Annotated in this window: 24 protein-coding genes; 7 read left to right on the top strand and 17 right to left on the bottom strand. The window is 59.2% G+C overall.

Annotated features, from left to right (window positions below; genetic code table 11):
* The 3 genes from B9N88_RS10110 to B9N88_RS10100 form a co-directional block, all read left to right on the top strand.
* The coding region (locus tag B9N88_RS10110; RefSeq protein ID WP_178110278.1) for an RHS repeat-associated core domain-containing protein at positions 1-1,359 on the top strand (1,359 nt) is incomplete at its 5' end.
* The gene (locus B9N88_RS10105) at positions 1,356-1,772 is read left to right on the top strand and encodes an Imm50 family immunity protein (RefSeq protein ID WP_081744390.1); all 417 of its coding nucleotides are present in this window, start codon (positions 1,356-1,358) and stop codon (positions 1,770-1,772) included. The genes B9N88_RS10110 and B9N88_RS10105, both read left to right, overlap by 4 nt.
* 143 nt (positions 1,773-1,915) lie before the next feature.
* Positions 1,916-2,278 (top strand): Mpo1-like protein, encoded by a 363-nt coding sequence (locus B9N88_RS10100; protein WP_027604139.1) that lies wholly within the window; start codon positions 1,916-1,918, stop codon positions 2,276-2,278.
* Positions 2,279-2,281: 3 nt separating this feature from the next.
* Here the strand turns inward: B9N88_RS10100 and B9N88_RS10095 are convergent, their stop codons facing one another.
* From B9N88_RS10095 to B9N88_RS10085, 3 genes are all read right to left on the bottom strand, one after another.
* Complete coding sequence (locus B9N88_RS10095) at positions 2,282-3,079, bottom strand: acyl-CoA thioesterase (RefSeq protein WP_027604140.1); 798 nt, start codon at positions 3,077-3,079, stop codon at positions 2,282-2,284.
* A gap of 90 nt (positions 3,080-3,169) precedes the next feature.
* Positions 3,170-3,931, bottom strand: a complete 762-nt coding sequence (locus tag B9N88_RS10090; protein ID WP_027604141.1) for a CHAD domain-containing protein — start codon at positions 3,929-3,931, stop codon at positions 3,170-3,172.
* A 44-nt stretch (positions 3,932-3,975) separates the two neighbouring features.
* Positions 3,976-4,254, bottom strand: coding sequence for a hypothetical protein (locus B9N88_RS10085; protein ID WP_017848818.1), 279 nt, complete (start codon positions 4,252-4,254; stop codon positions 3,976-3,978).
* A 216-nt stretch (positions 4,255-4,470) separates the two neighbouring features.
* On the opposite strand from B9N88_RS10085, the gene B9N88_RS10080 reads away from it, so the two are divergent.
* Complete coding sequence (locus B9N88_RS10080; protein WP_003172684.1) at positions 4,471-5,508, top strand: patatin-like phospholipase family protein; 1,038 nt, start codon at positions 4,471-4,473, stop codon at positions 5,506-5,508.
* Positions 5,509-5,822: 314 nt separating this feature from the next.
* On the opposite strand, the gene B9N88_RS10070 is transcribed toward B9N88_RS10080, so the two are convergent.
* The 6 genes from B9N88_RS10070 to kdpF form a co-directional block, all read right to left on the bottom strand.
* Positions 5,823-6,512 (bottom strand): response regulator, encoded by a 690-nt coding sequence (locus B9N88_RS10070; protein WP_027604142.1) that lies wholly within the window; start codon positions 6,510-6,512, stop codon positions 5,823-5,825.
* A gap of 37 nt (positions 6,513-6,549) precedes the next feature.
* The gene (locus B9N88_RS10065; RefSeq protein ID WP_027604143.1) at positions 6,550-9,201 is read right to left on the bottom strand and encodes a sensor histidine kinase; all 2,652 of its coding nucleotides are present in this window, start codon (positions 9,199-9,201) and stop codon (positions 6,550-6,552) included.
* A gap of 136 nt (positions 9,202-9,337) precedes the next feature.
* On the bottom strand, positions 9,338-9,883 hold the full coding sequence (kdpC, locus tag B9N88_RS10060; RefSeq protein WP_027604144.1) for a potassium-transporting ATPase subunit KdpC: 546 nt from the start codon (positions 9,881-9,883) through the stop codon (positions 9,338-9,340).
* 64 nt (positions 9,884-9,947) lie between these two features.
* Positions 9,948-12,011: a potassium-transporting ATPase subunit KdpB gene (gene kdpB, locus B9N88_RS10055; protein ID WP_043293386.1), complete on the bottom strand. Its 2,064-nt coding sequence runs from the start codon at positions 12,009-12,011 to the stop codon at positions 9,948-9,950.
* Positions 12,012-12,020: 9 nt separating this feature from the next.
* A complete protein-coding gene (kdpA, locus tag B9N88_RS10050; RefSeq protein ID WP_027604146.1) occupies positions 12,021-13,715 on the bottom strand; it encodes a potassium-transporting ATPase subunit KdpA in 1,695 nt (564 codons plus the stop codon).
* Positions 13,716-13,724: 9 nt separating this feature from the next.
* The gene (gene kdpF, locus B9N88_RS10045; protein WP_003218754.1) at positions 13,725-13,814 is read right to left on the bottom strand and encodes a K(+)-transporting ATPase subunit F; all 90 of its coding nucleotides are present in this window, start codon (positions 13,812-13,814) and stop codon (positions 13,725-13,727) included.
* A 412-nt stretch (positions 13,815-14,226) separates the two neighbouring features.
* Between kdpF and eat the strand changes: the two genes are divergently transcribed.
* Both eat and B9N88_RS10035 read left to right on the top strand, forming a co-directional pair.
* A complete protein-coding gene (gene eat / locus B9N88_RS10040; RefSeq protein WP_027604147.1) occupies positions 14,227-15,591 on the top strand; it encodes an ethanolamine permease in 1,365 nt (454 codons plus the stop codon).
* A 110-nt stretch (positions 15,592-15,701) separates the two neighbouring features.
* On the top strand, positions 15,702-15,869 hold the full coding sequence (locus B9N88_RS10035; protein WP_003172675.1) for a DUF2897 family protein: 168 nt from the start codon (positions 15,702-15,704) through the stop codon (positions 15,867-15,869).
* Between the two features lie 6 nt (positions 15,870-15,875).
* Here the strand turns inward: B9N88_RS10035 and B9N88_RS10030 are convergent, their stop codons facing one another.
* A complete protein-coding gene (locus B9N88_RS10030) occupies positions 15,876-16,724 on the bottom strand; it encodes an urea carboxylase-associated family protein (RefSeq protein WP_027604148.1) in 849 nt (282 codons plus the stop codon).
* 15 nt (positions 16,725-16,739) lie between these two features.
* Positions 16,740-17,384, bottom strand: coding sequence for a GntR family transcriptional regulator (locus B9N88_RS10025; protein WP_027604149.1), 645 nt, complete (start codon positions 17,382-17,384; stop codon positions 16,740-16,742).
* Between the two features lie 131 nt (positions 17,385-17,515).
* Here B9N88_RS10025 and B9N88_RS10020 point away from each other — a divergent pair, with 131 nt between their 5' ends.
* On the top strand, positions 17,516-18,094 hold the full coding sequence (locus tag B9N88_RS10020; RefSeq protein ID WP_027604150.1) for a TetR/AcrR family transcriptional regulator: 579 nt from the start codon (positions 17,516-17,518) through the stop codon (positions 18,092-18,094).
* Between the two features lie 17 nt (positions 18,095-18,111).
* Here the strand turns inward: B9N88_RS10020 and B9N88_RS10015 are convergent, their stop codons facing one another.
* From B9N88_RS10015 to B9N88_RS09990, 6 genes are all read right to left on the bottom strand, one after another.
* Entirely contained in the window at positions 18,112-18,444 is a 333-nt protein-coding gene (locus B9N88_RS10015) for a ComEA family DNA-binding protein (protein WP_027604151.1), read from the bottom strand.
* A 169-nt stretch (positions 18,445-18,613) separates the two neighbouring features.
* Positions 18,614-19,636, bottom strand: coding sequence for an MraY family glycosyltransferase (locus tag B9N88_RS10010; protein WP_027604152.1), 1,023 nt, complete (start codon positions 19,634-19,636; stop codon positions 18,614-18,616).
* Positions 19,637-19,731: 95 nt separating this feature from the next.
* Positions 19,732-21,723, bottom strand: a complete 1,992-nt coding sequence (locus B9N88_RS10005; protein ID WP_027604153.1) for a polysaccharide biosynthesis protein — start codon at positions 21,721-21,723, stop codon at positions 19,732-19,734.
* Positions 21,724-21,779: 56 nt separating this feature from the next.
* Complete coding sequence (locus tag B9N88_RS10000) at positions 21,780-22,736, bottom strand: UDP-glucose 4-epimerase family protein (protein WP_027604154.1); 957 nt, start codon at positions 22,734-22,736, stop codon at positions 21,780-21,782.
* Between the two features lie 7 nt (positions 22,737-22,743).
* Positions 22,744-23,871: a non-hydrolyzing UDP-N-acetylglucosamine 2-epimerase gene (gene wecB, locus B9N88_RS09995; RefSeq protein WP_027604155.1), complete on the bottom strand. Its 1,128-nt coding sequence runs from the start codon at positions 23,869-23,871 to the stop codon at positions 22,744-22,746.
* On the bottom strand, positions 23,864-24,874 hold the full coding sequence (locus B9N88_RS09990) for a polysaccharide biosynthesis protein (protein ID WP_027604156.1): 1,011 nt from the start codon (positions 24,872-24,874) through the stop codon (positions 23,864-23,866). Before B9N88_RS09990 ends, wecB begins: the two co-directional genes overlap by 8 nt.
* Between the last annotated feature and the right edge of the window lie 12 nt (positions 24,875-24,886).

Genomic DNA, 24,886 nt, shown 5'->3' with positions numbered 1-24,886 from the left:
GACGACCAACACCGCCTGCACGCCCACGCAATCACCCAGCAACAAGACCACCTCTACCAACGCCAATACGACTACGACAAAACCGGCAACCTCACCCGCCTGCTCGATACGCGCAAAGGCGAACACCACTACCATTACGACCCGTTAGGCCGCCTCACCCGCGCCGACCACTCCCAAGACCTGCAGGAACGCTTCGGCCACACCCCGGCCGGCAACCTGCTCATGCAAGACCGCCCCGGCCCCGATATCGTCGCCGGCAACCGCCTGATGATCCAGGGCGACCGCCACTACGACTATGACGCCTTCGGCAACCTGATCCGCGAACGGCGTGGCCGTGGGCACGCACTCGTCACCGAATACCGCTACGACTGCCAGCATCGGCTGATCGGCATCACCCAACCCAACGGCCAAACCGCCAGTTACCGCTACGACCCGTTTGGGCGGCGCATCAGCAAAACCGTGGACGGCATCACCACGGAGTTTTTCTGGCAAGGCGACAGGCTGATTGCCGAACACCATGCAGACCGCCATCGCAGCTATCTCTACGAACCCGACAGCTTTCGCCCGCTGGTTTTGTTGGAGGGCTTCGGCCCAAAAGATACCAAGCCCTACCACTACCAACTCGACCACCTCGGCACGCCGCAGGAACTCACCGACCCAGAGGGCGAAATCGTCTGGTCCGCCCACTACCGCGCCTACGGCCAGATCAGCCGACTCGACAAAGGCACAATCTACAACCCGCTGCGTTTCCAGGGTCAGTACTTCGATCAGGAAAGCGGACTGCACTACAACCGCCATCGCTACTACAATCCGGATATTGGGTGTTACCTGACGCCTGATCCGGTGAAGTTGGCGGGTGGGATCAACGCGTACCAGTACGTGCCTAACCCTACGGGTTGGGTAGATCCACTCGGACTGAATGCCCGTTGCACCGGCGTAGTAAAGAAAAATCCAACCTGCGCAATACCTGTTGAACCTCACGCACCTTATGTATCTCGTAAAGGAGCATTCCGCGAAGCAAAAAGAGACGCCAATATACCGACATCGCAACAACCCGATGTATTTATCGACGCTGGCTCTGGCGCAAAAAAACAATACAACACTGTGAAAATGTCAGATATAAATGAAAAAACAATTTTAGATAATTCTGGAAAACCGATTAAGACGAGGGTCTACCAATATACGAGAGCCGATGGTTCCAAAATACTAATACAAGACCATTCAGCAGGGCATAATTTCGGTGCTCAAAACGGAGCAGGCGATCAAGGCTCTCACTTCAACCTACGCCCAATTGATACACCGCGAACCGGCAAAGTCCCGGGAACAAAAGACCACTACCCATTTAAGGATAAAAAATGAAGCATTGGAATGATCTTGAAGGAACCATATTTTTTAATAAATTGTTCAGTCGTCCAATTGAAATTCGCGAGATTTATATACACTCTCTGACGATAGAAAACGACCAACCTTCTCTCAGCATTGGTTTTGACATACCAGACTTTCCAGATTTTTTACCTCCAAAATGGGAGAACAAAGGATACAACACATGCAGGATTGGACTAACCTGTAACGCAATAAGTAACCTGCAGATAACCAATCTTCCTCGCCGGGAAATTTTCATTGCGAAAATAACGCGAGAAAACGAGCACTTTATTTTCAACGCAAAATCAGAAAATGCCTCTATTGAATTTAAATCAAAGTGGCTGTCTATGGCTGGGCCGTCAGTTTATATAAATTGTCCTGAACCAGGAGATCATAGCTGGCCAGCATAAGTTTTGTAGAATAGATGGGAGAAAGGGTTAGATGATTTACATAACAGAAACTATGAGCGCTATAGCCAACCCCAATTCGCCCACCCGCCCACCCCCACCTAAACTCTCCCCATGTTATTTCAACGGACAGAGGGTTCACCATCATGGGCAAACGTCATCCCAATCTCCCCGCCTGGCAATGGCGTAACTACCCGCAAAACCATCAGCACCCGACCAACCTGGCGTTGCACCTGATTGCCGTGCCGTTGTTTATCATCGGGTTTCTGTTGATTGTGTCCGGAGTGTTCAGCCTGAGCCTGGCCAGTTTCGCCATTGGCGTAGTCGGCATCCTCGCTGGCCTGGCGTTGCAGCGTCATGGCCATAGCCTGGAAGCCGAGGCCGGTGAGCCGTTCAGTGATCGTAAAGACGCAGTACAGCGCCTGGTGGTCGAGCAGTTCCTGACGTTCCCGCGCTTTGTGTTGAGCGGTGGCTGGTGGCGTGCCTGGCGGCTGCGCCACCGTCACTGACGATCAGGCGAAGACCACCACGGTCTGGCGGCTGAGGGCGATCAACGCACCGGTTGGGCTCCACAGCGCGGCGGCGGCGTGACCGTAGCCGTCGCGCGCATGTTCGATGCTGACGTGGTACTGGCACCAGTCCAGGGTCGTCAATTCCTGCAACGGCTGGATGAATTCGATGGTCCAGGTCAGGGTGCTGCCCGGAGCGGGCTTTTTCAGGTGCGGCAGCAACGCCGGGGGCCAGGCATCGACCAGGGCGAGGATATGCGCTTCGGTCAGCGGTTCTTCCTTCACATCCCCGCGCAAGCGAACCCACCCGCCCATCTCGCGGGATTTATTCCCGGTAAACGGCAAACCGCCAACGCTCCAACGCATCGCCAGGTGGCGCATGAACTCAGGCGTGACGCCCTTGATATAGGGCAGTTCCTGGCACTCATCCCAGTGCTTGAACGTCGGCGGCGGCTCGCTGGCCACATCGATTTCCGACTCGCGGGATGCGCCAAAACTTGCCTGTACCAGGGTCGCGACCTCACCGTTCTGCACAACACGGCCGAGCAACTGGCTGACCGCCTTGCCTTCACGCAACACTTCGACTTGATAGCTGGCGGGTACATCGGGTGCGACCGGGCCAACGAAGGTGATCGCAAGCGAGCGCAATGGGCGGTCCGTCGGCACCTGGGCGCGCAAGGCTTCGTATTGCAACGCAGCAACCAGGCCACCGAACGTGGCACGGCCCTGGGCCCATTCAGCGGGAATGGTGACATTCAGCGGGTTGCTTCGGGCGGCGTCGAGCAAATCACTAAAGCGCATGGCGACCTCACATCAAAAGAAACAGATGGGCGATCTTAACCAGCGCGCAGCCAAGGTACAGCGCTTATTCCGGCCAAAAGCCGGACCGTTTTAGAAACAATCCGCGCTGAGTTTGTCCAGCACGCGATCCGCCTGCCCTTCGGCCTTGGCCATGGTGCGATGCCATATCGCAACGCAAGGCTGCAGATCGGCTTGATGTTCGGCCTGGGCCAACCATTGCCAGCAGTCATGCCAATCACCCAGTGCCGCTTGGGCTTTCTTCAGGCGTGGCAGGGCATTGGCGGGCAACTTATCCAGCTGGGGGTAAGCCTCGGCGGCATAGCGCACACGCTTGATCAACAAGCGCAAACGGTGGCGATCATGGTCTGGATCTTTCAGCGCTTGATCGAGTTTCTGCCATTGCCTGGCCAGGCGCTTCTCAATGCGCGGTCGCAAACCCTTGAGCAATTTCTGGTGCTCCGAGGCGCGGATAAAGCGCGGGAATGCATCAAGGATCAGCAGCAGATGGGCAACTTCCGGGCCCTGTGCCACCTGGCGATAGGCGTCGGGTTGCAGGCGCAGGCGTCGATCAGCGGCCTCGTGATAACCATGCTGATGCAAATACGCCGCCAGCACCTCTCGGTCGCGCAGCGGCGTCGTCAACTGGCCGACCGTGCCGGCGGCCAATTCAAGCTGTTCCACACCCGGCAGCCCGCGCAAAGGACGCAACAGACTGCGCAGGCGGCGCACGGTGGTGCGCAGATCATGCAAGGCTTCATCATCGGTGACGGCAGCGAGGCGAGCCTGGCAGCTCAGTAACCCTACTTCCAGGCCAATGACCTGAGCGACTAACTGATCGACCAAAGATGACATCCTGCCCTCACTCTCAGATGAAAAATCCCACTCTGCTCTGCACGTTAACGCCCGGCGCGCGACTCACGAATATAGAACCGCGCTTTTTCGGCCTTGTTGGCGCAGCCTTCAAACGCCTCGAATTGCTGCTGGGTCTTGGCGCCAGTCAACAACGACAAGGCCTTGGAGTAGCTGACGGTGCCGGCAAAACCTTCGGCCTTGGCCAGGTCGAGCTCTTTCCAGGCGGCATCCAATTGCGAGCCACAGCTGTCGCGGTATGCGGTTTTCCCGGCACAACCCGCCAGGGCCAACATGATCACAGGCACACACATCCAGGCTTTCATCGATGACACCTCAAAATAAAGAAAAACAGTCGTACGCTGTAGACGTTGCCTACAAGAAAAAGTGCCTTGTCCTTAGCCTGAAATCGGTAGTACCTATTGCCAGAGCATACCCGAGCCTGGGCGCTATTCTTGAAAAATATTGCCAGGCGCAACGAAGATTGAAGCGGCCCCCAAAATAGGCGCATTGTGGGCCCCCGTTTATGAAGGACATCGACCATGAAGAAACGTGTTGCCTTGGTGTTGGGTTCCGGCGGGGCCCGGGGCTACGCCCATATCGGGGTGATCGAGGAAATCGAACGGCGCGGCTACGACATCGCCTGTATCGCCGGTTGCTCCATGGGGGCCGTGGTGGGCGGGATCTACGCCGCGGGCAAACTGGACGAGTATCGAAACTGGATTGAAAGCCTCGACTACCTCGACGTGCTGCGCCTGGTGGACGTGAGTTTCCGCCTTGGGGCGATTCGTGGCGAAAAGGTCTTCGGGCAAATCCGCAAGATCGTCGGCGAGATCAATATCGAAGAGCTGCGCATCCCCTACACCGCCGTTGCCACCGACCTGACCAACCAACAGGAAATCTGGTTCCAGGAAGGCTGCCTGCACCAGGCCATGCGCGCCTCGGCGGCGATTCCCAGCCTGTTCACCCCGGTGATGCAAGGCAACCGCATGCTGGTGGACGGCGGCCTGCTCAACCCGCTGCCGATCGTGCCGGTGGTGTCGAGCCATTGTGACTTGATCATCGCGGTCAACCTCAACGCCACCAACCAGAAACACTACCATTTGCCGGTGATCCAGCGCCCCCCGGCGTTCAAGAGCCGCTTCAACAGCCTCGCGAAATCACTGGGTTCGCACCTGCCGTTTCGCCGCAAGCAGGCCGAGCAGTTGATGAAACTTGAGCAGGAAGCCTTGCAGGCCCAGGCGGCCGAGATCAATCCGTGGCTGGAGTCGGCCGAACCCGAATCCCAGCAACCTGCCGCCGCTCCGGAAAAGCCGGGGGCGCCGAAGTCGGCCACCGGTTCATTCATCATCGATAACGTCGGGCCTGCATCATTGCTGGATCTGATCAACCAGAGTTTCGAGGTGATGCAAACCTCGCTGGCGCAATACAAGATCGCGGGCTACCCGCCGGATGTACTGATCAACGTGCCGAAGCGGGTGTGCCGGTTTTTCGAGTTCTACAAGGCGCCGGAGTTGATCGCACTTGGGCGGGAAATTGCCAGTGATACCCTGGATCGCTATGAGAGTGAGCAGCGCTGAGACAGCTGTGTCGCTAGAGCCGTGGTGAGAGGGCTTGCCCCGCGTTGGGCTGCGCAGCGGCCCCACTCAATGAGGAGCGCGCAGTGTCAGGTACTCCTTTGGGCCTGGTTTTGGGGCTGCTACGCAGCCCAGCGCGGGGCAAGCCCGCTCACCACAGAACCCACAGAATCCACAGAATCCACAGAATCCACAGAATCCACAGAACCCACAGAACCCACAGAACCCACAGAACCCACAGAACCCACAGAACCCACAGAACCACAGAACCACAGAACCACAGAACCACAGAACCACAGAGAGGCTGACAGATCGCCTCAGGCGCTCAACAACCGATACCCCACTCCAGCCTCGGTCACGATAAACCTCGGCTGGGTCGGATCATCCGCCAGCTTCTGGCGCAGATGCCCCACCACAATCCGCAGGTAGTGACTGTCGTCGGTGTGGGTCGGGCCCCATATGTCCTTGAGCAGTTGCTGTTGGGTGATCACCCGTCCCGGATGCCGCGCCAGTTGTGCCAGCACCGCGTATTCCTTGCGGGTCAGTGCCACCTCGGCGCCGTCCAGCAGCACGCGGCGATAGGCCAGGTCCACCGTCAACGGGCCAAACTGCAGCGCCGCTTCCTGGGTCTCGCCCACCGGCGCCTGGCGCAACAAGGCGCGCACGCGGGCCAGGAACTCCTGGATGCCGAAGGGCTTGGTGACATAGTCATTGGCGCCACCGTCGAGGGCTTCGACCTTCTGCCCTTCGCTGGCCCGCACCGACAGCACCAGTACCGGCACCGTCGACCACTCACGAAACTCGCGCAACACCTGCTGGCCGTCCATGTCCGGCAGGCCCAGGTCGAGCACCAGCAAGTCGGGTTTGCTCAACGCCGCCTGGGCCAGGCCTTCGTTGCCGGTACCGGCCTCGATCACTTTGTAGCCCTGGGAGGCCAGGCTGATGCGCAGGAATTTGCGGATCTGCGGTTCGTCATCAATGACTAAAATCGTCGCGGTCTGGCTCATGGCGTCCAATCAACATCCGTAGAGAAAACAGGGTAGCTCACGCCTCGCCTTCCAGGCCAGGCTGTGTCGGCAATGGCAGGAACAGCGTGATACAGGTACCGCGCCCCTCAATGCCATCGGCCACGCTGATATGCCCACCATGGGCGCCGACCATGCCCTGGCAGATCGCCAGGCCCAGGCCGGTGCCCTGCCCGCCTCGATCACCGCGTGCGGCGGTGTAGAACATGTCGAAGATCTTCGCCCGCTCATCCTCAGGAATACCGGGCCCCTCATCCGCCACGGCGAAAAACAATCGGTTATCCGAGACGCCGGCGCTCAGTTGCAATCGACCGTGGGGCGGTGAAAAGCGCGCGGCATTTTCCAGCACATTGACCAGTGCCTGTTCGATCAACGCAGCATGGACATAGAGCAGCGGCAACTCCGCCGGCACATCGGTGCTCACCTGCAGCGGTGCCAGCACCGCGCGCAAGCGCCCGAGCGCACTGCCGACAATATCGCCGGGCGACACCCAGTCCCGCGCCAGCTTCAGCGCGCCATGGCCCAGTCGCGTCATGTCCAGCAGGTTCTGGATATAGCGGTCCAGGCGCTCGGCTTCATCACGAGTACCTTCGAGCAACTCGCGGCGATCCTCCAGGGGGATGGCTTCGCCGAGCGCCAGCAGGCTGTCGATACTGCCGCGCATGGAGGTCAACGGTGTGCGCAAATCGTGGGACACCGACGCCAGCAAGGCGCTGCGCAGTTGCTCGGTTTCGCCATGCAAACGGGCGGATTCCAGCTCCTGGGCCAACTGCGCCCGCGCCAGGGCCTGGGCCAGGGGCTGGCTCAAGGCGGTCAGCAAGCGACGGCGTTGGCCGCTCAATTCCAGGCCCGGCTTGGCACTGACGCCGAGCAACCCGAGCGGGCCTTCTTCGCCCGACAACGGCCACCACCACCAGCGCCCGAACGGCAGGGTGCCGGTGCCCATACCTGCCGGCTGGTCATGCTGCCAGGCCCAATCGGCCGCAGCACGCTCGGCTTCGGTGAAGGTCAGCGGGCCGCCGGTCTCGACCTTCCATCCACCCTGGCCGTCGCGATTGACCAGGCACAGATCCAGGTCGCTCCAACCTTCCAGATGGTGGGCGGCGGCACTGATCACCGCCTGGCGGTCGGTGGCGGCGGTGAGTTTGCGCGACAGGTCGAGCAGTTCGCCGGTTTCTTCCTGGGTGTCGCGCAATGCCTGCAACTGACGGCGCTGGCGTGCGGCAAGATTGCCGGTGAGCGCCGCCATCAGCAGGAAGAACAACAGCGTCAGCACGTCCTCTTCGCGCTGGATGGCGAAGGAGAAATTCGGCGGGATAAACAGGAAGTCATAGGTCAGGAACGACAACGCCGCACACACCAGGGACGGCCCCAGGCTGCTGCGCACCGCCACCAGCAACACGGCGGCAAGAAACACCAGCGAGATATTCGGCAACGGCAGCGCGCTTGCCACGGCCCAGGCCACAGCGGCGGCGACGACAGTCGCAACCACAGCCAAGGCGTAATCGAACCACACCAGGCCGCGCACATCCGGCAGGCGTGGGGCTGCGGGCACATCGTCACTGTCGAGGACGTTGATTTCCAAGCCCCGGGCATTACGCAACAGGCGCGCCGCCAAACCGCCACCGAACAGGCGACGCCGCCAACGCATTCGCGACTGCCCCACCAACAGCAGGCTGGCACGGCGTTCGGCGGCATGCTGGATCAAGGTCTTGGCCACCTCCCCCGCCCGCAGCAGCACCACTTCGCCGCCAAGGCGCTCGGCCAGTTGCTGGGCGTTTTGCAGGCGCAGGCGGGCCTGCTCATCCCGCGCACGGCCGTTGTCGATATGCACCAGGCTCCACGGCAAATGCCGGCGCTGGGCGACGCGACTGGCATGGCGCACCAGGCGTTCGGCCTGCGCATCGCCATCCACGCCCACCAACAGACGACCGCGCACCGCCGGCGCCGCCTGGCCGAGCTGGCGATAGCCCTGGGCCAAATCGTCGTCGACATGGGCGGCGGCGGTCTGCATCGCCAGCTCGCGCAGGGCCATCAGGTTGGTCTGGGTGAAGAACGCATCGATGGCGGCGCGGGCCTGCTCTGGCACATACACCTTGCCGTCGCGCAGACGCTCGAGCAGTTCGCGGGACGGCAGGTCGATCAGCAGCAGTTCGTCGGCTTCCTGCAGCACCCAATCCGGCAGGGTTTCGCGGACCTGCACACCGGTGATGCCGCGGACCTGGTCATTCAGGCTTTCCAGGTGCTGGACGTTGACCGTGGTAAACACGTTGATGCCGGCGGCGAGCAGTTCCTGGATGTCTTGCCAGCGCTTTTCATGGCGGCTGCCGGGGGCGTTGCTGTGGGCCAGTTCGTCCACCAGCACCAGCTTGGGCTTGGCGGCGAGCAGGCCGTCGAGGTCCATTTCTTCGAGCATCACGCCACGGTATTCGCTGCGCAACAGCGGTTGTTGCGGCAGGCCGCTGAGCAAGGCTTCGGTCTCGGCGCGGCCGTGGGTTTCAACCACGCCGGCGATCAGTTTGACGCCCTGGCGCAGTTGGGTATGGGCAGCCTGGAGCATGGCGTAGGTCTTGCCCACACCCGGCGCGGCGCCGAGGAAAACTTTGAGCCGGCCACGGCCGTCCCGGGGTAGATCGGCTAGCAGGGCATCGGCGCGGCCGGAGTCGCTCATGCTGGGGTTTCCTTCAATTGTTCAGACCCAGAGAAAATCCAATGTGGGAGGGGGCTTGCCCCCGATAGCGGTGGTTCAGTCGATACCTGTGTTGACTGACACTCTGCTATCGGGGGCAAGCCCCCTCCCACAGGGTTCAGAGTTTTTCCAGGGCCATGTTCAGCGCCAGCACATTCACCACTGGCGGCCCCACCAGCGGGCTTTCGATATGTTCATCCAACAACCGTTGCAGGGTCGACACCGGCACATTTCGCGCGGCAGCCACCCGTGCCAGTTGATAGGCAATCGCCTGGGGTGGCAAGTGTGGATCAAGACCGCTGCCGGAGGTAGTCAGCGACACCAAAGGCACCGGGCCCTGGCCGGGCACCAACTGTTTGTTCGCGTCATCGAACACGCGGGTGGCCAAGGCCGGGTTGCTGGGGCCGAGGTTACTGGCGCTGCTGGAAACCGTCGCAAAGGCCCCCGCCGAAGGGCGCGGATGGAACCAGCTGTCACCGGTAAAGTCCTGGGCGATCAGGCTGGAGCCACGCACCTTGCCGCTGGCATCGCGCACCAGGCTGCCGTTGGCCTGGTCCGGGAAAGCGACTTGGGCGACGCCGGTCACCACCAGTGGGTAGGCCACGCCGGTGATCAGGGTCATGAGCACCAGCAGGCTCAGGGCCGGGCGGATTATGTTGGACATTTCAAATTCCTCAATTCGGTCTTTGCAACCTGTGGGCACCGGGGTGGCGCCCACAGGCATCGGGTCACACCAGGTGCAGCGCGGTCAGCAGCATGTCGATCGCCTTGATGCCCACGAACGGCACCAGCAACCCGCCCAGGCCATAGATCAGCAGGTTGCGCCGCAGCAACGCCGCCGCACTCGCGGCCTGCACACGCACACCGCGCAGCGCCAGGGGAATCAGCACCACGATGATCAGCGCGTTGAACACGATGGCCGAGAGAATCGCGCTCTGGGGGCTCTGCAAATGCATCACGTTGAGCACGCCCAACTGCGGGTAGATCGAGGCGAACAACGCCGGCAGGATCGCGAAGTACTTGGCCACGTCGTTGGCGATGGAAAAGGTGGTCAACGCGCCACGGGTCACCAGCAACTCCTTGCCGATCTGCACCACGTCCAGCAGCTTGGTGGGGTCGCTGTCGAGGTCGACCATATTGGCGGCCTCGCGGGCGGCCTGGGTGCCGTCGTTCATCGCCATGCCGACATCCGCCTGGGCCAGTGCCGGGGCGTCGTTGGCACCGTCGCCGCACATCGCCACCAGGCGGCCGTCGTTTTGCTCGTGACGGATGCGCGCGAGTTTTTTCTCCGGGGTCGCTTCGGCCAGCACGTCATCCACACCGGCTTCGGCAGCAATCGCAGCGGCCGTCAGCGGGTTGTCACCGGTGACCATCACCGTGCGAATCCCCAGCTTGCGCAGCTCGGCGAAACGTTCGCGGATACCGGGCTTGACCACGTCCTTGAGGTGGATCGCACCGAGCAATTTGCCGTCGGCACACACCAGCAAGGGTGTGCCGCCGCTCTGGGCGATCTTGTCGATTTCCCGTGCCAATGCCGGTTGCAGGTCGCCACGTGGCTGGCCGATAAACGCCAGCAACGAATCCACTGCGCCTTTGCGGAACACGCGGCCCTGGTAGTCGACACCGGACAAGCGGGTTTCGGCGCTGAACGGTACCGCGGTCAGTTCATCCAGGGATGGCTCGGCCTGCGGGTGCAGAGCCCGCAGGTATTCGACGATGGATTTGCCTTCTGCCGTGTCATCGGCCAAAGAGGCAAACAACGCACCTTCGGCCACTTCCTTGCCGCTGACGCCAGGCGCCGCAACCACCGCCGCACACCGACGGTTACCAAAAGTGATGGTGCCGGTCTTGTCCAGCAGCAACACATGCACGTCACCGGCCGCTTCCACGGCACGGCCGGACTTGGCGATCACATTGAGGCGCACCAGGCGGTCCATGCCGGCAATACCGATGGCCGACAACAAGCCGCCGATGGTGGTAGGAATCAGCGTCACCAGCAGTGCGACCAAAAACACCAGGGGCAAGCTGCCATTGGCGAAGTGGGCGAACGGCTGCAAGGTCACGACCACCAGGAGGAAGATCAGGGTCAGGCCGATCAGCAGGATATCCAGCGCGACTTCGTTGGGGGTTTTCTGGCGTTTGGCGCCTTCGACCAGGGCGATCATGCGGTCCAGGGTGGACTCGCCGGGGTTGGCGGTGATGCGGATCAGCAGCCAGTCCGACACCAGCCGCGTGTTGCCGGTGACGGCCGAGCGATCGCCGCCGGACTCGCGGATCACCGGTGCGGATTCGCCGGTGATCGCCGCTTCGTTGACCGCTGCGATGCCTTCGATGACCTCGCCATCGCCGGGGATCATTTCCCCGGCGGCCACACGCACCACATCACCTTTACGCAGACTGGTGGCCGGCACGACCTTGAAGCTGCCATCGGCTTCCTTACGCCGCGCGCTCAGGCCTTCGCTGCCGGCCTTGAGGCTGTCGGCACGGGCCTTGCCGCGTCCTTCGGCCAAGGCTTCGGCGAAGTTGGCGAACAGCACGGTGAACCACAGCCACACCGCGATTTGCACGGCCACATACGTCGGTACGGCGGTGTCGGGCACAAAGCACAGCACGGTGGTGAGGATGGCGGTCAGCTCGACCACCAGCATCACCGGCGAGCGTTGCAGCTGGCGCGGGTCCAGCTTGACGAACGCCTGGACCAGCGCCGGGCGCCACAGGGCAGAGACGGCGGTTTTGGCGGGTTCCTGGGTTTTGACCGGGGCCGCGTTTTTTGCAGGCATATTCATGTTCATATCCCCTTTTTAGAAGCCCATGCTCAAGTGTTCAGCGATGGGCCCCAGCGCCAGCGTCGGCAGGAAAGTCAGGCCGCCCACCAGCAAAATAGTCACGGTCAACAGGGTCACGAACAGCGGACCATGGGTCGGGAAGCTGTTCTGGCCAATCGGTGCGGTCTTCTTCATCGCCAGGCTGCCAGCCAGGGCCAGTACCGGAAGGATGTAGCCGAAGCGGCCGATCAACATGCCCAGGCCCAGCATCAGGTTGTGGAACGGCGTGTTGGCACTGAAACCGCCGAACGCCGAGCCGTTGTTGGCGCTGGCCGAGGTGTAGGCGTACAGCAACTGGCTGAAACCGTGAGGGCCAGGGTTACTGATCGCGCCGGCTGGGCCGGGCAGGCTCGCGGCGATGGCACCCAATACCAGCACGCCCACCGGCATCACCAGCAGGGTCACGACCAGCAGCTGCACTTCCTTGGCCTGGAGTTTCTTGCCCAGGTATTCCGGGGTGCGCCCGATCATCAGGCCGGCCAGGAACACCGCGATCAACACGTTGAGCAACATGCCGTACATACCGGCGCCGACGCCGCCGAAGATCACTTCGCCGACCATCATGTTGACCAGCGCCACCATCCCACTGAGGGGGTTGAGGCTGTCTTGCATGCCGTTGACCGAACCGTTGGACGCCGCGGTGGTGGTCACCGACCACAACACCGTGCCGGTGGTGCCGAAGCGCGCTTCCTTGCCTTCCAGCGGTGCGGTCTGCTCGACGGCCGGGTTGTTCAAGCTCGGGTTGGGCTGGTATTCGGACCACAGGGAAGTGGCGCCGCCGATCAGGAACAGCGCCAGCATGCAGCCAAGGATCGCGCGGCTCTGGCGCAGGTCTTTCACGTAGTGGCCGAAGGTGAATACCAACGCCACCGGGATCAGGATGATCGAGGCCACTTCGAACAGGTTGGCCCAGGCGGTCGGGTCTTCAAACGGGTGCGCCGAGTTGACGCCGAAGAAGCCGCCGCCGTTGGTGCCCAGTTGCTTGATCGCAATCTGGCTGGCTGCCGGGCCCAGGGGGATCACTTGATCCACGCCTTGCAGGGTCACGGCATCCACATAGTGCGCGAAGGTTTGCGGTACGCCCTGCCATACCAGGAACAGCGCCAGCACCAGGCACAACGGCAGCAGGCCGTAGAGCGTCGCGCGGGTCATGTCGACCCAGAAGTTACCCAGGGTCCTGGCGGATTTGCGCCCGATCCCACGGCACAGCGCGACCAGGACGGCCAGGCCGGTGGCCGCACTGACGAAGTTCTGCACGGTCAGGCCAGCCATCTGGCTGAGATAGCTCAGGGACGCCTCACCGCTGTAGGACTGCCAGTTGGTGTTGGTCATGAAACTGACCGCAGTATTGAAGGCCAGGGTCCATTCCTGGCCCGGCAATTTCTGCGGGTTCAGTGGGAGATAGTCCTGGAACAGCAGGATCGCGAACAACAGCAAAAAGCCCGCGAGGTTGAACGCGAGCAAGGCCAGCATGTATTTCTGCCAGCTTTGTTCCTGATGTTCATCCACCCCCGACAGGCGATAACAGGCTTTTTCGACAGGCCCCAGCACCGGGCTCAGCCAGGTGCGCTGGCCTTCCATCACCTTGTAGTAGAACCGCCCCAGGAACGGTGCCGGCACCAGTACCACGGCAAAGAAGGCAATGATCAGCCAATAGTCATAACTGTGCATGGCCAGCTCCTAGTTCCGATCCGCGCGTAACAGCGCAACCAGCAGATAAATGAACAGCGCCACGGCCAATAGCAGTGACACCCCGTCCAGAACGCTCATGGAAGTCTCTCCGTTTAGCGGCGAGTGCCGCGTGTGGGGCAATTGTCCGCAGGAGTGGCGTAAAGGAACGAGAGCGACGGGGTGGGCGGGGCGTAAAGATGGCGTAAAGAGTGGGTTTATGCGGGGCTTACAGGGGGGTATTTGGTGTCTGGGCGGGCGCTATCGGGAGCAAGTCCCCTCCCACACTTGACCGCGTTGTCATGCCGAGCGCCAGTCAACCTATGGCAGGGGGCTTGCTCCCGATAGCGCCGGCACCGTCACCGCCGCACCTAACTGGTGCGACGCCGGCAAATTTCAAACGCCAAACCATCCCCCACACGACAGTTGCGCCGCTTTACGACAATCATTCTCAGGCTGGCATGGCCGCTGCAACACCTTGAATCATTCCAAACCGTTCAGGGAGCGCAGCACAATGAACACACAACTCAAACCCACCTTGGGCACCCTGCATTTATGGGGCATTGCCGTCGGGCTGGTGATTTCCGGGGAATACTTCGGCTGGAGCTACGGCTGGGGCGTGGCCGGGACCTTGGGCTTCCTGGTGACCTCGCTGATGGTCGCCGCGATGTACACCTGCTTTATCTTCAGTTTCACCGAGCTGACTACCGCCATTCCTCACGCAGGCGGGCCGTTTGCCTACAGTCGTCGCGCCTTTGGGGAGAAAGGCGGCTTGATCGCAGGCCTCGCCACCCTGATCGAATTTGTCTTCGCCCCGCCTGCCATCGCCCTGGCGATCGGCGCGTATCTGAATGTGCAGTTCCCAGCCCTGGACCCCAAGCATGCGGCCGTCGGTGCCTACATCGTGTTCATGGGGCTGAATATTCTCGGCGTGAAACTGGCCGCGACCTTCGAGCTGGTGGTGTGCGTGCTCGCCGTCGCCGAGCTGCTGGTGTTCATGGGCGTGGTCGCGCCCGCGTTCAGCTTCAGCAACTTTGCCCTGAACGGCTGGGCCGGTTCCGATACCTTCGGCGCCCCGGCGATTGCCGGGATGTTTGCGGCGATTCCGTTTGCCATCTGGTTCTTCCTGGCCATCGAAGGCGCAGCCATGGCGGCCGAGGAAGCAAAAGATCCTAAGCGCACCATTCCAAAGGCCTACATCAGCGGCATCCTGACCCTGGTGATCCTGGCCATGGGCGTGATGTTCTTCGCCGGCGGCGTGGGCGACTGGCGCACCCTGTCGAACATCAACGATCCACTGCCGCAGGCGATGAAAACCGTGGTGGGCGACAACTCCGGCTGGCTGCACATGCTGGTCTGGATCGGCCTGTTCGGCCTGGTGGCGAGCTTCCACGGCATTATCCTGGGCTACTCGCGCCAGTTCTTCGCCCTGGCCCGCGCCGGTTACCTGCCCTCCTTCCTCGCCAAATTATCGCGTTTTCAGACACCACACCGGGCAATCATCGCCGGTGGCGTGGTCGGCATCGCCGCCATCTACAGCGATGGCCTGATCAACCTGGGCGGCATGACATTGACCGCGGCGATGATCACCATGGCGGTGTTCGGTGCCATCGTGATGTACATCATGAGCATGCTCAGCCTGTTCAAACTGCGTAAGACCGAACCGCTGCTGGAACGTACCTTCCGCGCGCCGGGTTATCCGATCGTGCCCGGCATTGCGCTGGCGCTGGCCGTGGTCTGCCTGGTGGCCATGGCGTGGTTCAACACGCTGATCGGGCTGATCTTCCTCGGCTTTATGGCCGTGGGTTTCATCTACTTCCAAATGACCGCACAGGATCGTGCCGATGCACCGGCAGACGCAATGTTGACCGGGCTCTAAGGTTTCGAGGCAGAACGGGCCTACACTGAACTACTCAGAAAGCCCGTCACTCAAAGTAGTTATTGCCGTGGGAAAATTCTCCGACGGTAATCTGCCTCAAGGAGAGCCTTATGCCGTGGTATGCGTGGTTGATTATGGTGGTTGCGATCGGGTCGATCGTCGGAGGGCTGATGATGCTGCGTGACAGCGCCAACAAGGTGGAACTCACCGACGAACAACGCAAACGCGTGGCCGAACGCAACGCCCAGGCGGATGCCAAGGACGCGCAGGACCGCTAGGACCGCTTACTCCCAATCCGCCTTGGCAATCTGCAACCCGTGCTGCCCTTTATAGGCAGCACGCTCCGGCTGGCTCCAGCCGTCCAGCAACTCGTCCTCCAGCCGATAGATCTCCACCCCCAGCGGACGGCACACCGTCAGCGGGTCCTGCGCATCCGGGCCCCACATCGGCAGCGACAAATCCCCGCCCGGGCACGTCGACAGCGCGCAGAGCAAATCAATCTCGGCAAAGAACTCCAGGTAATCGCCCTTCTGCGCCGGGCAGGCTTTCATGAAATACATGTCGTCGTGATTGAGGCCCGTGCACTGGAAAATATTCAGCACGTCATGCACATCGAATTCCGTCAGACCGTGGGGTAATACCGCGCGGGTCAGGTTGGAGTGGCAATGGTGATGGAAGTCCTCGCCGGTGAGCATGCGGTTCACATAGGGATCGCACCGCGTCCCCAGCAAGTCATGCAGACGCCCGCCGTGCTCATCGATGCCGTAACTGGCCAGGCTGTCATCGGTGATGGTCACCAGTGGCCTTAGAAATGGCAGATTCGACCATAGCCGGTCATGAGTGCTCACATGCGCCCCCTGCAACTGACGGGTACGTGCAGCCCAAAGACGTTCGCGGGGGTCATTGGCGTTCCACACATTGAAGTCCCCCACCTGCGGGCCCACGGGCGTGGTGACACGAAACACATGCCCGGCGGGCACCTTCCACGCCCTGCCCGTGCGAATCGGTACCTCGAACTGCTCGATCAAGCTGCGCTGATCTTTTCGGTCACGAATGCGCTCGTAAAATGCCGCGTCGACCTGCAACGCCGAACCCTTGCTGACCTGATAAGCGGCCGGATAGTCTTTGTACATGATGCAGATCCTCGATCAGGGGTGGGTAAACAGGGCCAAGGACAGGCGTTCCGAATCATCCAGGTACAGGCTCATCGCCTCCCCTGCCGCCGGTTTGTCCTGCTCGACAAGCCATTGATAAATCTCACGGTCACGCTCCAGCCAGGGCAACTGGAAACGTTGCTCATCCGGCGCGGCGCAAAACACCAGGCGCAACTGGGCGATGACCTGGGCAAAAAACTCATCGAACAACGGGCTGCCCATCAACCCGACGATGTGCTGATGGAACAGCAAACTGTGGGTGGCCACCGCACGCCAATCCTCGCGCTCACGGGCCAGGGTGGTGGCGTCAATGGCGTTTTGCAGGCGCTCGGATTGCTCGGGCGTCAAGGCCTCGCTTCCGGCGATGGCCTGCAACTCCAGGGTACGGCGGACTACAAACAGGTCGCAGACTTCCTCCCGCTCCAACCGCCGCACCATGACGCCCTTGTTACGCACATAACGGGTCAACCCCTCCTGCCCCAAACGGTGCAAGGCTTCGCGAATCGTATTGCGCGACGCACTGTAGGCCTTGACCAGGTCCACCTCGACCAATGCCATACCTGGCAATAACCGCCCCGCAATAATGTCGGCACGCAGCTCCAGGGCAATCTGGTCGGCTAAAGACAAACTGAGTGTCATGACCACCTCACGATTGTTGAACAATCTTCCGTCTAGATGTAATCACATTTCATGCCAACGCCCTGCATGCCGACGAGTGTGTAAAAAAGGTCAAGTTGGTTAAAATGCCCGCCTGTAACCGAGGCTGCCCCATGCGTTATTCACAAAACCACAAAGCCCAAACCCACCAACGCATCATCAAGGAAGCCTCTGCGCGCTTTCGCCGCGACGGCATCGACGCCACCGGCCTGCAGCCACTGATGAAAGCGTTGAACCTGACCCATGGCGGCTTTTACGCGCATTTCAACTCCAAGGGCGAACTGGTAGAGACAGCGCTGCAGGCGGCCGCCGCAGACCTCGACGCCCATTGCGACATGCTGTTCAGCCAGGAGCAGCCGCTGGGCGCGTTTATCGACAGTTACCTGTCGGAATGGCACCTGACCTTCCCGGACCAGGGCTGCCCGCTGCCAACGATGTGTTCAGAACTGGGGCTCCGAGGCCAGCCCAGTGCGACTACAGACCAGGTACTCAACGCAAGGCTCAAGCAAATAGAAACGGCATTGGGAGATGAGCGTTGCGATGCAGAGAGCCTGGTGATGATGTCGACACTGGTGGGCGCATTGGTACTGGCCAGGAGTGTTGAAGACCCTCAATTGGCGAGACAGATCATGGCCGTGGTGCGCGAACGCCTGAAAACGCAGAACCCGGAGGGCAAAAAGGCCGATCAATGACCGGCCTCCTGGATGAATCAGTTGATGGCCAGCCTATCGCGATTCTTCTCCAGCAGCGCCTTGCCAATCCCCTTCACTTCCAACAACTCATCCACCGCCGTGAACGGACCATTGCTTTCGCGATAGGCGATGATCGCCTGGGCTTTAGCGGCACCGATACCGAAGAGGTCACGACGCAGGGTTTCGGCGTCGGCGGTGTTCAGGTTGACCTTGGTGGACTGCTCGACCTTGGTCATCTGGGCGGTGATAGGGGTTGGAGCTTCGGGTTTGATGGACGGGGCTGCGGTGGTGGTGACTGAAAGGGTCGTGAGGAAGGCGAAGATTAGGGAGGTGAGGTAGGTGTTTTGCATTGGTGACGCTCCATGACAGTGTGAGAGAAAAGCAGCTTTCCGAGGCTGCTTTTCTAACTTAGGTCATATGAGGCAACTGTCAAAACCGCGTTCATTACAGGATGTGAGACAGCAGCATTACTAGCAAGTTACTGCGCTCACACCAAGTAACATTCCGGACAGTTTTTATTTATACAGTGCTGCGCTCCAACTCACCGGCACGAAATTTTAGGGCTAAGAAAACCAAGGGAACATAAGCCACTGTCAATACCGTCGCACCGTCCAAATCGTAGATCACCAGACACAGTGCAGCAGGCAAAAGCCACAAAATGTTGATTACGCCTACCGCCAGAGTAACGGGCAAGTGTGCGCCAAATTGCCGTGACGCAAACTGGTATGCATGGCTACGGTGGGCTTCGTAGACTTTATCTCCTCGTAACAGACGGCGTAACAAGGTGAACGTAGCATCGACAATGAACACGCCAAGAAGTATCAGCCAGGCCCAAAAAAACTTGGGAGAGGTCCAAGCTGCCTGGAGTGATAGAACGCCCAATGCCATGCCAAGAAATCCACTTCCGGCATCCCCCATGAATATTTTGGCTGGCGGAAAATTCCAGAGTAAAAAACCTGCGACACAACTTGCCAAAGCAACTAATGACCAAGCTTGCACGGGTGTGTCGTTGATCCAGTATAAGAGACAACCACAAAGACAAACTGTCATCGCTTCTACACCAGCGATGCCATCAATGCCATCCATAAAATTATAAAGGTTAAGCATCCACACTAAATAAACGACAGCGAAAAGATACCCAACCCAACTGATATAAATATTAAAGCCGAACAGACTTATAGCCGGTAACCCTCCGAGCCATGCCACGGCCCATATCGCCGAAGCGAAGTGCGCCAACAGTCGCCAGCGGGCGGCAATATGCCCATGATCATCCAAAAAACCAACAACAGCAGTCAACATGCCTGCTCCGGTCAATGCGTAAAACAGCGTGGAGGGTATCAACCCTCCCGCAAACATGCCGATCAACGCCGCGCTAAAGCTCAGTACAATAGCCACGCCCCCACCACGCGGTGTAGGTACGGAGTGCGAGCTTCGCACATTGGGAATATCGAGCATTTTTCGCGACAACGCATAGCGACGCAGGGCAGCAGTCAGAAAAAAGGAAAGTCCGATCAATGCCGGAATCAGCCACCAATAGTTCATTATCCGAACAACTCCAAAAACATAAATTTCTTATTGGCACTGATAGAGCGGCCTAATACAGGGCCCAGAAAATGGCGCTTCAATTGCTCTGTCACTCAAAGGCCGCCAGCATTTTCCTGACGGCGCCTGTGAATCAGATCGACAATCTGACACTCGGGCACGTAGCCACTCACTGTCGCGCCGAGCAATTCGCGCAATTGGACATAATTATCCGCAGCAACAGCATCCAGCAGCGCCGCTATTGCCAGTTTTAATGGTTCCCACGGCAGATGCTCCTCGTCGGCGCGCATGATCATCGAGTGCTCGGTGGGTGATACGTTGTCCCCAATCAGCAATTCTTCATAGAGCTTTTCACCCCGACGCAGCCCGGTGAACTCAATCGCGATGTCTCCGTTGGGACTCTCATGAGTGCGTAATGACAGACCCGATAGGTGAACCATCTTTTCGGCCAAATCCGCAATTTTCACCGGTTGCCCCATATCGAGCACAAATACATCACCGCCCTGCCCCATGGAGCCCGCTTGAATAACCAACTGCGCAGCTTCGGGGATGGTCATGAAATAGCGGGTCATGTTCGGGTGGGTAACCGTAATGGGACCACCATTCTTTATTTGTTCCCGAAACAAGGGAATGACTGAGCCAGACGAGCCCAGGACATTGCCGAAACGCACCATGGTGAACCGTGTCTTGTTGGTGCACGGCTGCATGACATGCTCACCGAACAGCAACGGTTGGGGCTCTCGACTCAACGCCTGCAGCGTCATTTCAGCCAGTCGTTTGGTACATCCCATGACGTTAGTCGGTCGAACCGCCTTGTCGGTAGATATCAACACAAAGTGCTCTACACCGGCTTGCACTGCAGCCTGCGCGGTGAGCAACGTCCCAAGGACATTATTCAACACACCCTCAGCGACATTATGTTCGACAATGGGGACGTGTTTGTAGGCTGCTGCGTGATAAACCGTATTAACGTTCCAGACACGCATCACATCAAGCAAACGCTCACTGTTGCGAATCGAACCCAGAATCGGCACCAGCTCCAGGTTCAACCCTTCATCCTGGATCAGCTTCTCCAGTTCGGTCTGGATGCTATAGAGATTGAATTCACTGTGTTCGAACAGGATCAGCGCCGTTGGCTGGCTGGTGAGAATCTGCCTACATAATTCCGAGCCAATGGAGCCGCCGGCCCCCGTCACAAGGACAACATGATCGCGGATGCAGCGTTCGAATAGAGCCTGCTGCGCCGCAACTGGATCCCGGCCGAGCAGATCGACAATATCAACTTCCTGCAGATCACTGACGCTGACACGGCCATTGGCCAAGTCCATGAACCCCGGAATCGTACGCACATGTAGCGGATAAAACTCAAGCGCAGCCAGGATTTCACGGCGTCGCGCACGCGAGGCCGATGGGATAGCCAACAGTACTTCGGTGGCACCGGTCTCCTCGATCATCTGCTCAATATCAGAAGAAGGGTAAACCTTGAGCCCGGCAATTACCCGGCGCGCGATACTCGCGTCGTCGTCAATAATCGCAACCGGCCGCATTGACTTGTCCGACCGCAGCGCCGCAACTAACTGATTACCTGCCGCACCACCACCATAGACAGCGACTTTGGTGGCGTCATCGTCCTGTCGTAGAAAAGGCACATGCTGACCGGCTAGGAACCAGTCACCAAGGAAATACTGGCGCATGAACAACCTTAACCCGCCGATCATCAACAAACTGAGCCACCAGAAGTTGATGATCAACGAACGGGGTACCAATACGTTAGGACGGTACAAATAGACATAGACCGTTAATACCAGCGCCGACAACGCCACGGCTTTGAAGATACTGACCAGCGCCTCATTACCGAAATAGCGCATCACCGCGCGATAAAGGCCAAATCGGATAAAAATAGGCACAGAAATGATCGGTGCGGCGATGAATAGCCAGGCGTAATCACCAAACGGGTTGATAGGTTGCTCAATCCCCAGTCTCACGACAAACGAGAGCCACAATGCCAACCAGAGCAACACCACATCGACCATCAACTGCAAGATACGCTTGTAACTACGCGGCAAATTTAATAAACGCTCACGCATTGTCCGAGATCCTTTCGTTCGACTTTCGAATTGCCCACCCTCCTTCCCTGCCACGGTCAACGCTCCAGAAAATCTTTTGCGGTTTTTTCCAACGCCCCGCTCACACTGATCGCAGGGGTCCACTCAAGCAATGCTTTGGTTTTTTTGATATCGACCTGAAGCGATCCACACAGACGCTGTGACAGTGCTTTTTTTCCAAGCAACTGCGCAACTCCACGCAACATCCACATAGGAAACGGCAACAGGCGCGCTGGCCTGCCCAGTGCTCGCGCCATCAGTCGCAGCAGCTCACTCGTTGAGAGGTCTTCATCGTCGCTCACCAGAAACACCTGATTCGCAGCAGCAGGGTGATGTGTGCATATCACTATCAGGTCGACCAGATTGTCCAGCGCCACCAAACTTCGCTTGTTGGTGATCGCGCCCAACGGCAAAGGCACACCACGATTGAGCCAGCCCATCATGCTACGAAAGTTGGCTTTCACCCCTGGCCCGTACACCAGCACCGGACGAATAATCACGACTTCCATCTGCGTTTCAGCTGCGAGCATCAGCAATGCTTGCTCTGCTTCCAACTTGGAGATGCCATAGGGATCTACTGGGGCGGGCACGTCATTCGCGGTATAAGGGTGGCCCGGCAAAGTCCCCTCACCGTTGACCTTGATTGAGCTCAGATAGATGAAACGGCGAACACCGGCCTCTGCCGCTTGTTCTGCCAAACGTAATGTCCCCCGCACATTCACGCGCCGGAACACCTCCAAGGGATCGACCTCACGCTCGTCCATGACGTGGACCCGACCGGCGCAGTGGATGACCACATCAACCCTCTCAAGCGCCTGCTGCCAGTCACTTTGCGGCTCAAGTCCCGGGACCTGACAGACTTCCAGACGCGCGAGCGGCTGCGACGGTAGCCGCCGATAGACCGAACGCACCAGGTATCTGGGGTCACTCAGCAGGCGAGCCTGAACCGCAGCTCCGACAAAGCCACTGGCTCCGGTTAGAAGAACACGTGTCATAGCGACTTCAAGCCTTCTTCCACACCGTACGATTGATGTAGTCGGTGTAACTCAGCACAACACGAACCACCTGTAACGAAACCGGTCCACCTTGATAATCCGCAACCACTGGCACTTTACGTTGCTCGCGCGCATGCTGGCTGGTAATCACTCGAACCGCATCCATCACGGATTCGCGCTTGAGGCCGCTCATGATCAATGTCCCCTCGTCCATACCTTCAGGGCGTTCGTGGGCGTTGCGCAAGGTGACCGCCGGCAGGCTCAACAACGAAGCCTCCTCGGTAATGGTGCCGCTATCGGACAGCACGCAAAACGCCGACATTTGCAGCTTGATGTAATCCAACAGACCGAACGGTTTGACGAAGCGGATCAGCGGATGGTCAAGGGACTCACCCAACTCTTCGAGCCGCTTGCGCGTACGAGGGTGCGTCGAGACGATCAGTGGGAAACCATAATGGTCCGCCAGGGAGCGCAACGTATCCAGCAAATCACGCAGGTTATCCGGTGTGTCGACGTTCTCCTCGCGGTGGGCACTGACGATGAAGAACTTATCCTGCTCTAGGCCACTGCGTGCCAACACATCGGACTGCTCGATCTTGGGCATGTAGTACTCAAGAACTTCCTGCATGTGCGAGCCTGTCTTAATGATCGTTTCCGGACGAATGCCCTCGGCGATCAGATAACGACGAGCATGCTCGGTCAAGACCATGTTGATGTCACTGAGGTGGTCCAGCACTTTGCGGTTAAGTTCCTCAGGTACCCGCTGATCGAAACAGCGGTTTCCGGCCTCCATATGGAATACCGGAATCTTGCGACGTTTGGCGGCGATCACTGCAAGGCACGTATTGGTGTCACCATAAAGCAGCAACGCATCAGGCTGTTCCAGTTCGAAGATTTCATCGGACTTGGCAATGACTTCGGCAATGGTTTTCGCGGCTGTATCGCCGGCAGCGCCGAGGAAGTGGTCCGGCTTGCGAATTTCCAGATCGTCGAAAAACACCTGATTGAGCTCGTAATCGTAGTTCTGCCCCGAGTGCACCAGGACATGATTGACCTGACGATCCAGTTCGGCGATGACCCGGCTCATTTTGATCAGCTCGGGACGCGTGCCGACGAGTGTCATGACCTTAAGCATCGAGTTGCTCCTTGATGTAATCAAGCTTGAGTAGCAATTCCTTGATGCCGGGTACATCCAGGCGCTCGGTATTGTGCGAGGTGTAGTCGTAGAATTCGGATATACGCTCCTCTCCTTCAACAAAGTACTTGTTGTAGTTCAGGTCACGGTTGTCAGCCGGAATCCGGTAGTAACGTCCCATGTCCTCGGCCTTGGCCATTTCCTCGCGAGAAACCAGCGACTCGTAAAGCTTCTCGCCATGGCGTGTACCGATGACCTTGACCTCGTTTGTCTTGCCGAACAGCTGCTTGAGCGCTTCGGCCAAGTCGCCTACGGTCGAGGCCGGTGCTTTCTGGACGAACAAATCGCCTTGCTGGCCGTGTTCGAAAGCATGCAAAACCAGATCAACCGAATCTTCAAGCGACATCAGGAAGCGGGTCATCTCCGGGTCGGTTACCGTCAACGCCCCGCCCTTACGAAGTTGGTCAACAAACAAGGGAATCACTGAGCCGCGCGAGGCCATGACATTGCCGTAACGTGTCGCACAAATGACTGGGCCTGAAGCCGGGATCATGCGTGATTTAGCGACCATCAACTTCTCGGACATCGCCTTGGAGATGCCCATAGCATTGATCGGATAGACAGCCTTATCGGTACTCAACACCACAACTCGCTGCACACCGCTGGAGATAGCCGCGTTCAGCACATTCTCGGTACCCAGCACGTTGGTGCGCACCGCTTCCATCGGATAAAACTCACAGGACGGAACCTGCTTCAGGGCCGCAGCATGGAAGATGTAGTCCACACCCACCATGGCCTGATCCAGGCTATCGCGATCACGAACATCGCCGATGTAGAACTTGACCTTGTCGTTGGCCAAGGCGATACGCATATCTTCCTGCTTTTTCTCATCACGACTGAAGATGCGAATCTCGCGCACAGCGGTATTGAGAAAACGCCTGAGGACCGTATGGCCGAAAGAACCGGTGCCACCGGTGATCATCAATACCTTGTCGTCGAACATGTAAACCCTTCC

The sequence above is a fragment of the Pseudomonas sp. LAMO17WK12:I1 genome, assembly GCF_900177315.1.
GTDB classification, from domain to species: Bacteria; Pseudomonadota; Gammaproteobacteria; order Pseudomonadales; family Pseudomonadaceae; genus Aquipseudomonas; species Aquipseudomonas marginalis.
Note: the sequence above shows the minus strand (reverse complement) of the source record. Positions and strands in the feature narration are given on the sequence as shown.

Coding starts and splice junctions, on each gene's coding strand:
- B9N88_RS10105 (WP_081744390.1), top strand. CDS start 1,356: ATGAAGCATTGGAATGATCTTGAAGGAACCATATTTTTTAATAAATTG.
- B9N88_RS10100 (WP_027604139.1), top strand. CDS start 1,916: ATGGGCAAACGTCATCCCAATCTCCCCGCCTGGCAATGGCGTAACTAC.
- B9N88_RS10095 (WP_027604140.1), bottom strand. CDS start 3,079: ATGCGCTTTAGTGATTTGCTCGACGCCGCCCGAAGCAACCCGCTGAAT.
- B9N88_RS10090 (WP_027604141.1), bottom strand. CDS start 3,931: ATGTCATCTTTGGTCGATCAGTTAGTCGCTCAGGTCATTGGCCTGGAA.
- B9N88_RS10085 (WP_017848818.1), bottom strand. CDS start 4,254: ATGAAAGCCTGGATGTGTGTGCCTGTGATCATGTTGGCCCTGGCGGGT.
- B9N88_RS10080 (WP_003172684.1), top strand. CDS start 4,471: ATGAAGAAACGTGTTGCCTTGGTGTTGGGTTCCGGCGGGGCCCGGGGC.
- B9N88_RS10070 (WP_027604142.1), bottom strand. CDS start 6,512: ATGAGCCAGACCGCGACGATTTTAGTCATTGATGACGAACCGCAGATC.
- B9N88_RS10065 (WP_027604143.1), bottom strand. CDS start 9,201: ATGAGCGACTCCGGCCGCGCCGATGCCCTGCTAGCCGATCTACCCCGG.
- kdpC (WP_027604144.1), bottom strand. CDS start 9,883: ATGTCCAACATAATCCGCCCGGCCCTGAGCCTGCTGGTGCTCATGACC.
- kdpB (WP_043293386.1), bottom strand. CDS start 12,011: ATGAACATGAATATGCCTGCAAAAAACGCGGCCCCGGTCAAAACCCAG.
- kdpA (WP_027604146.1), bottom strand. CDS start 13,715: ATGCACAGTTATGACTATTGGCTGATCATTGCCTTCTTTGCCGTGGTA.
- kdpF (WP_003218754.1), bottom strand. CDS start 13,814: ATGAGCGTTCTGGACGGGGTGTCACTGCTATTGGCCGTGGCGCTGTTC.
- eat (WP_027604147.1), top strand. CDS start 14,227: ATGAACACACAACTCAAACCCACCTTGGGCACCCTGCATTTATGGGGC.
- B9N88_RS10035 (WP_003172675.1), top strand. CDS start 15,702: ATGCCGTGGTATGCGTGGTTGATTATGGTGGTTGCGATCGGGTCGATC.
- B9N88_RS10030 (WP_027604148.1), bottom strand. CDS start 16,724: ATGTACAAAGACTATCCGGCCGCTTATCAGGTCAGCAAGGGTTCGGCG.
- B9N88_RS10025 (WP_027604149.1), bottom strand. CDS start 17,384: ATGACACTCAGTTTGTCTTTAGCCGACCAGATTGCCCTGGAGCTGCGT.
- B9N88_RS10020 (WP_027604150.1), top strand. CDS start 17,516: ATGCGTTATTCACAAAACCACAAAGCCCAAACCCACCAACGCATCATC.
- B9N88_RS10015 (WP_027604151.1), bottom strand. CDS start 18,444: ATGCAAAACACCTACCTCACCTCCCTAATCTTCGCCTTCCTCACGACC.
- B9N88_RS10010 (WP_027604152.1), bottom strand. CDS start 19,636: ATGAACTATTGGTGGCTGATTCCGGCATTGATCGGACTTTCCTTTTTT.
- B9N88_RS10005 (WP_027604153.1), bottom strand. CDS start 21,723: ATGCGTGAGCGTTTATTAAATTTGCCGCGTAGTTACAAGCGTATCTTG.
- B9N88_RS10000 (WP_027604154.1), bottom strand. CDS start 22,736: ATGACACGTGTTCTTCTAACCGGAGCCAGTGGCTTTGTCGGAGCTGCG.
- wecB (WP_027604155.1), bottom strand. CDS start 23,871: ATGCTTAAGGTCATGACACTCGTCGGCACGCGTCCCGAGCTGATCAAA.
- B9N88_RS09990 (WP_027604156.1), bottom strand. CDS start 24,874: ATGTTCGACGACAAGGTATTGATGATCACCGGTGGCACCGGTTCTTTC.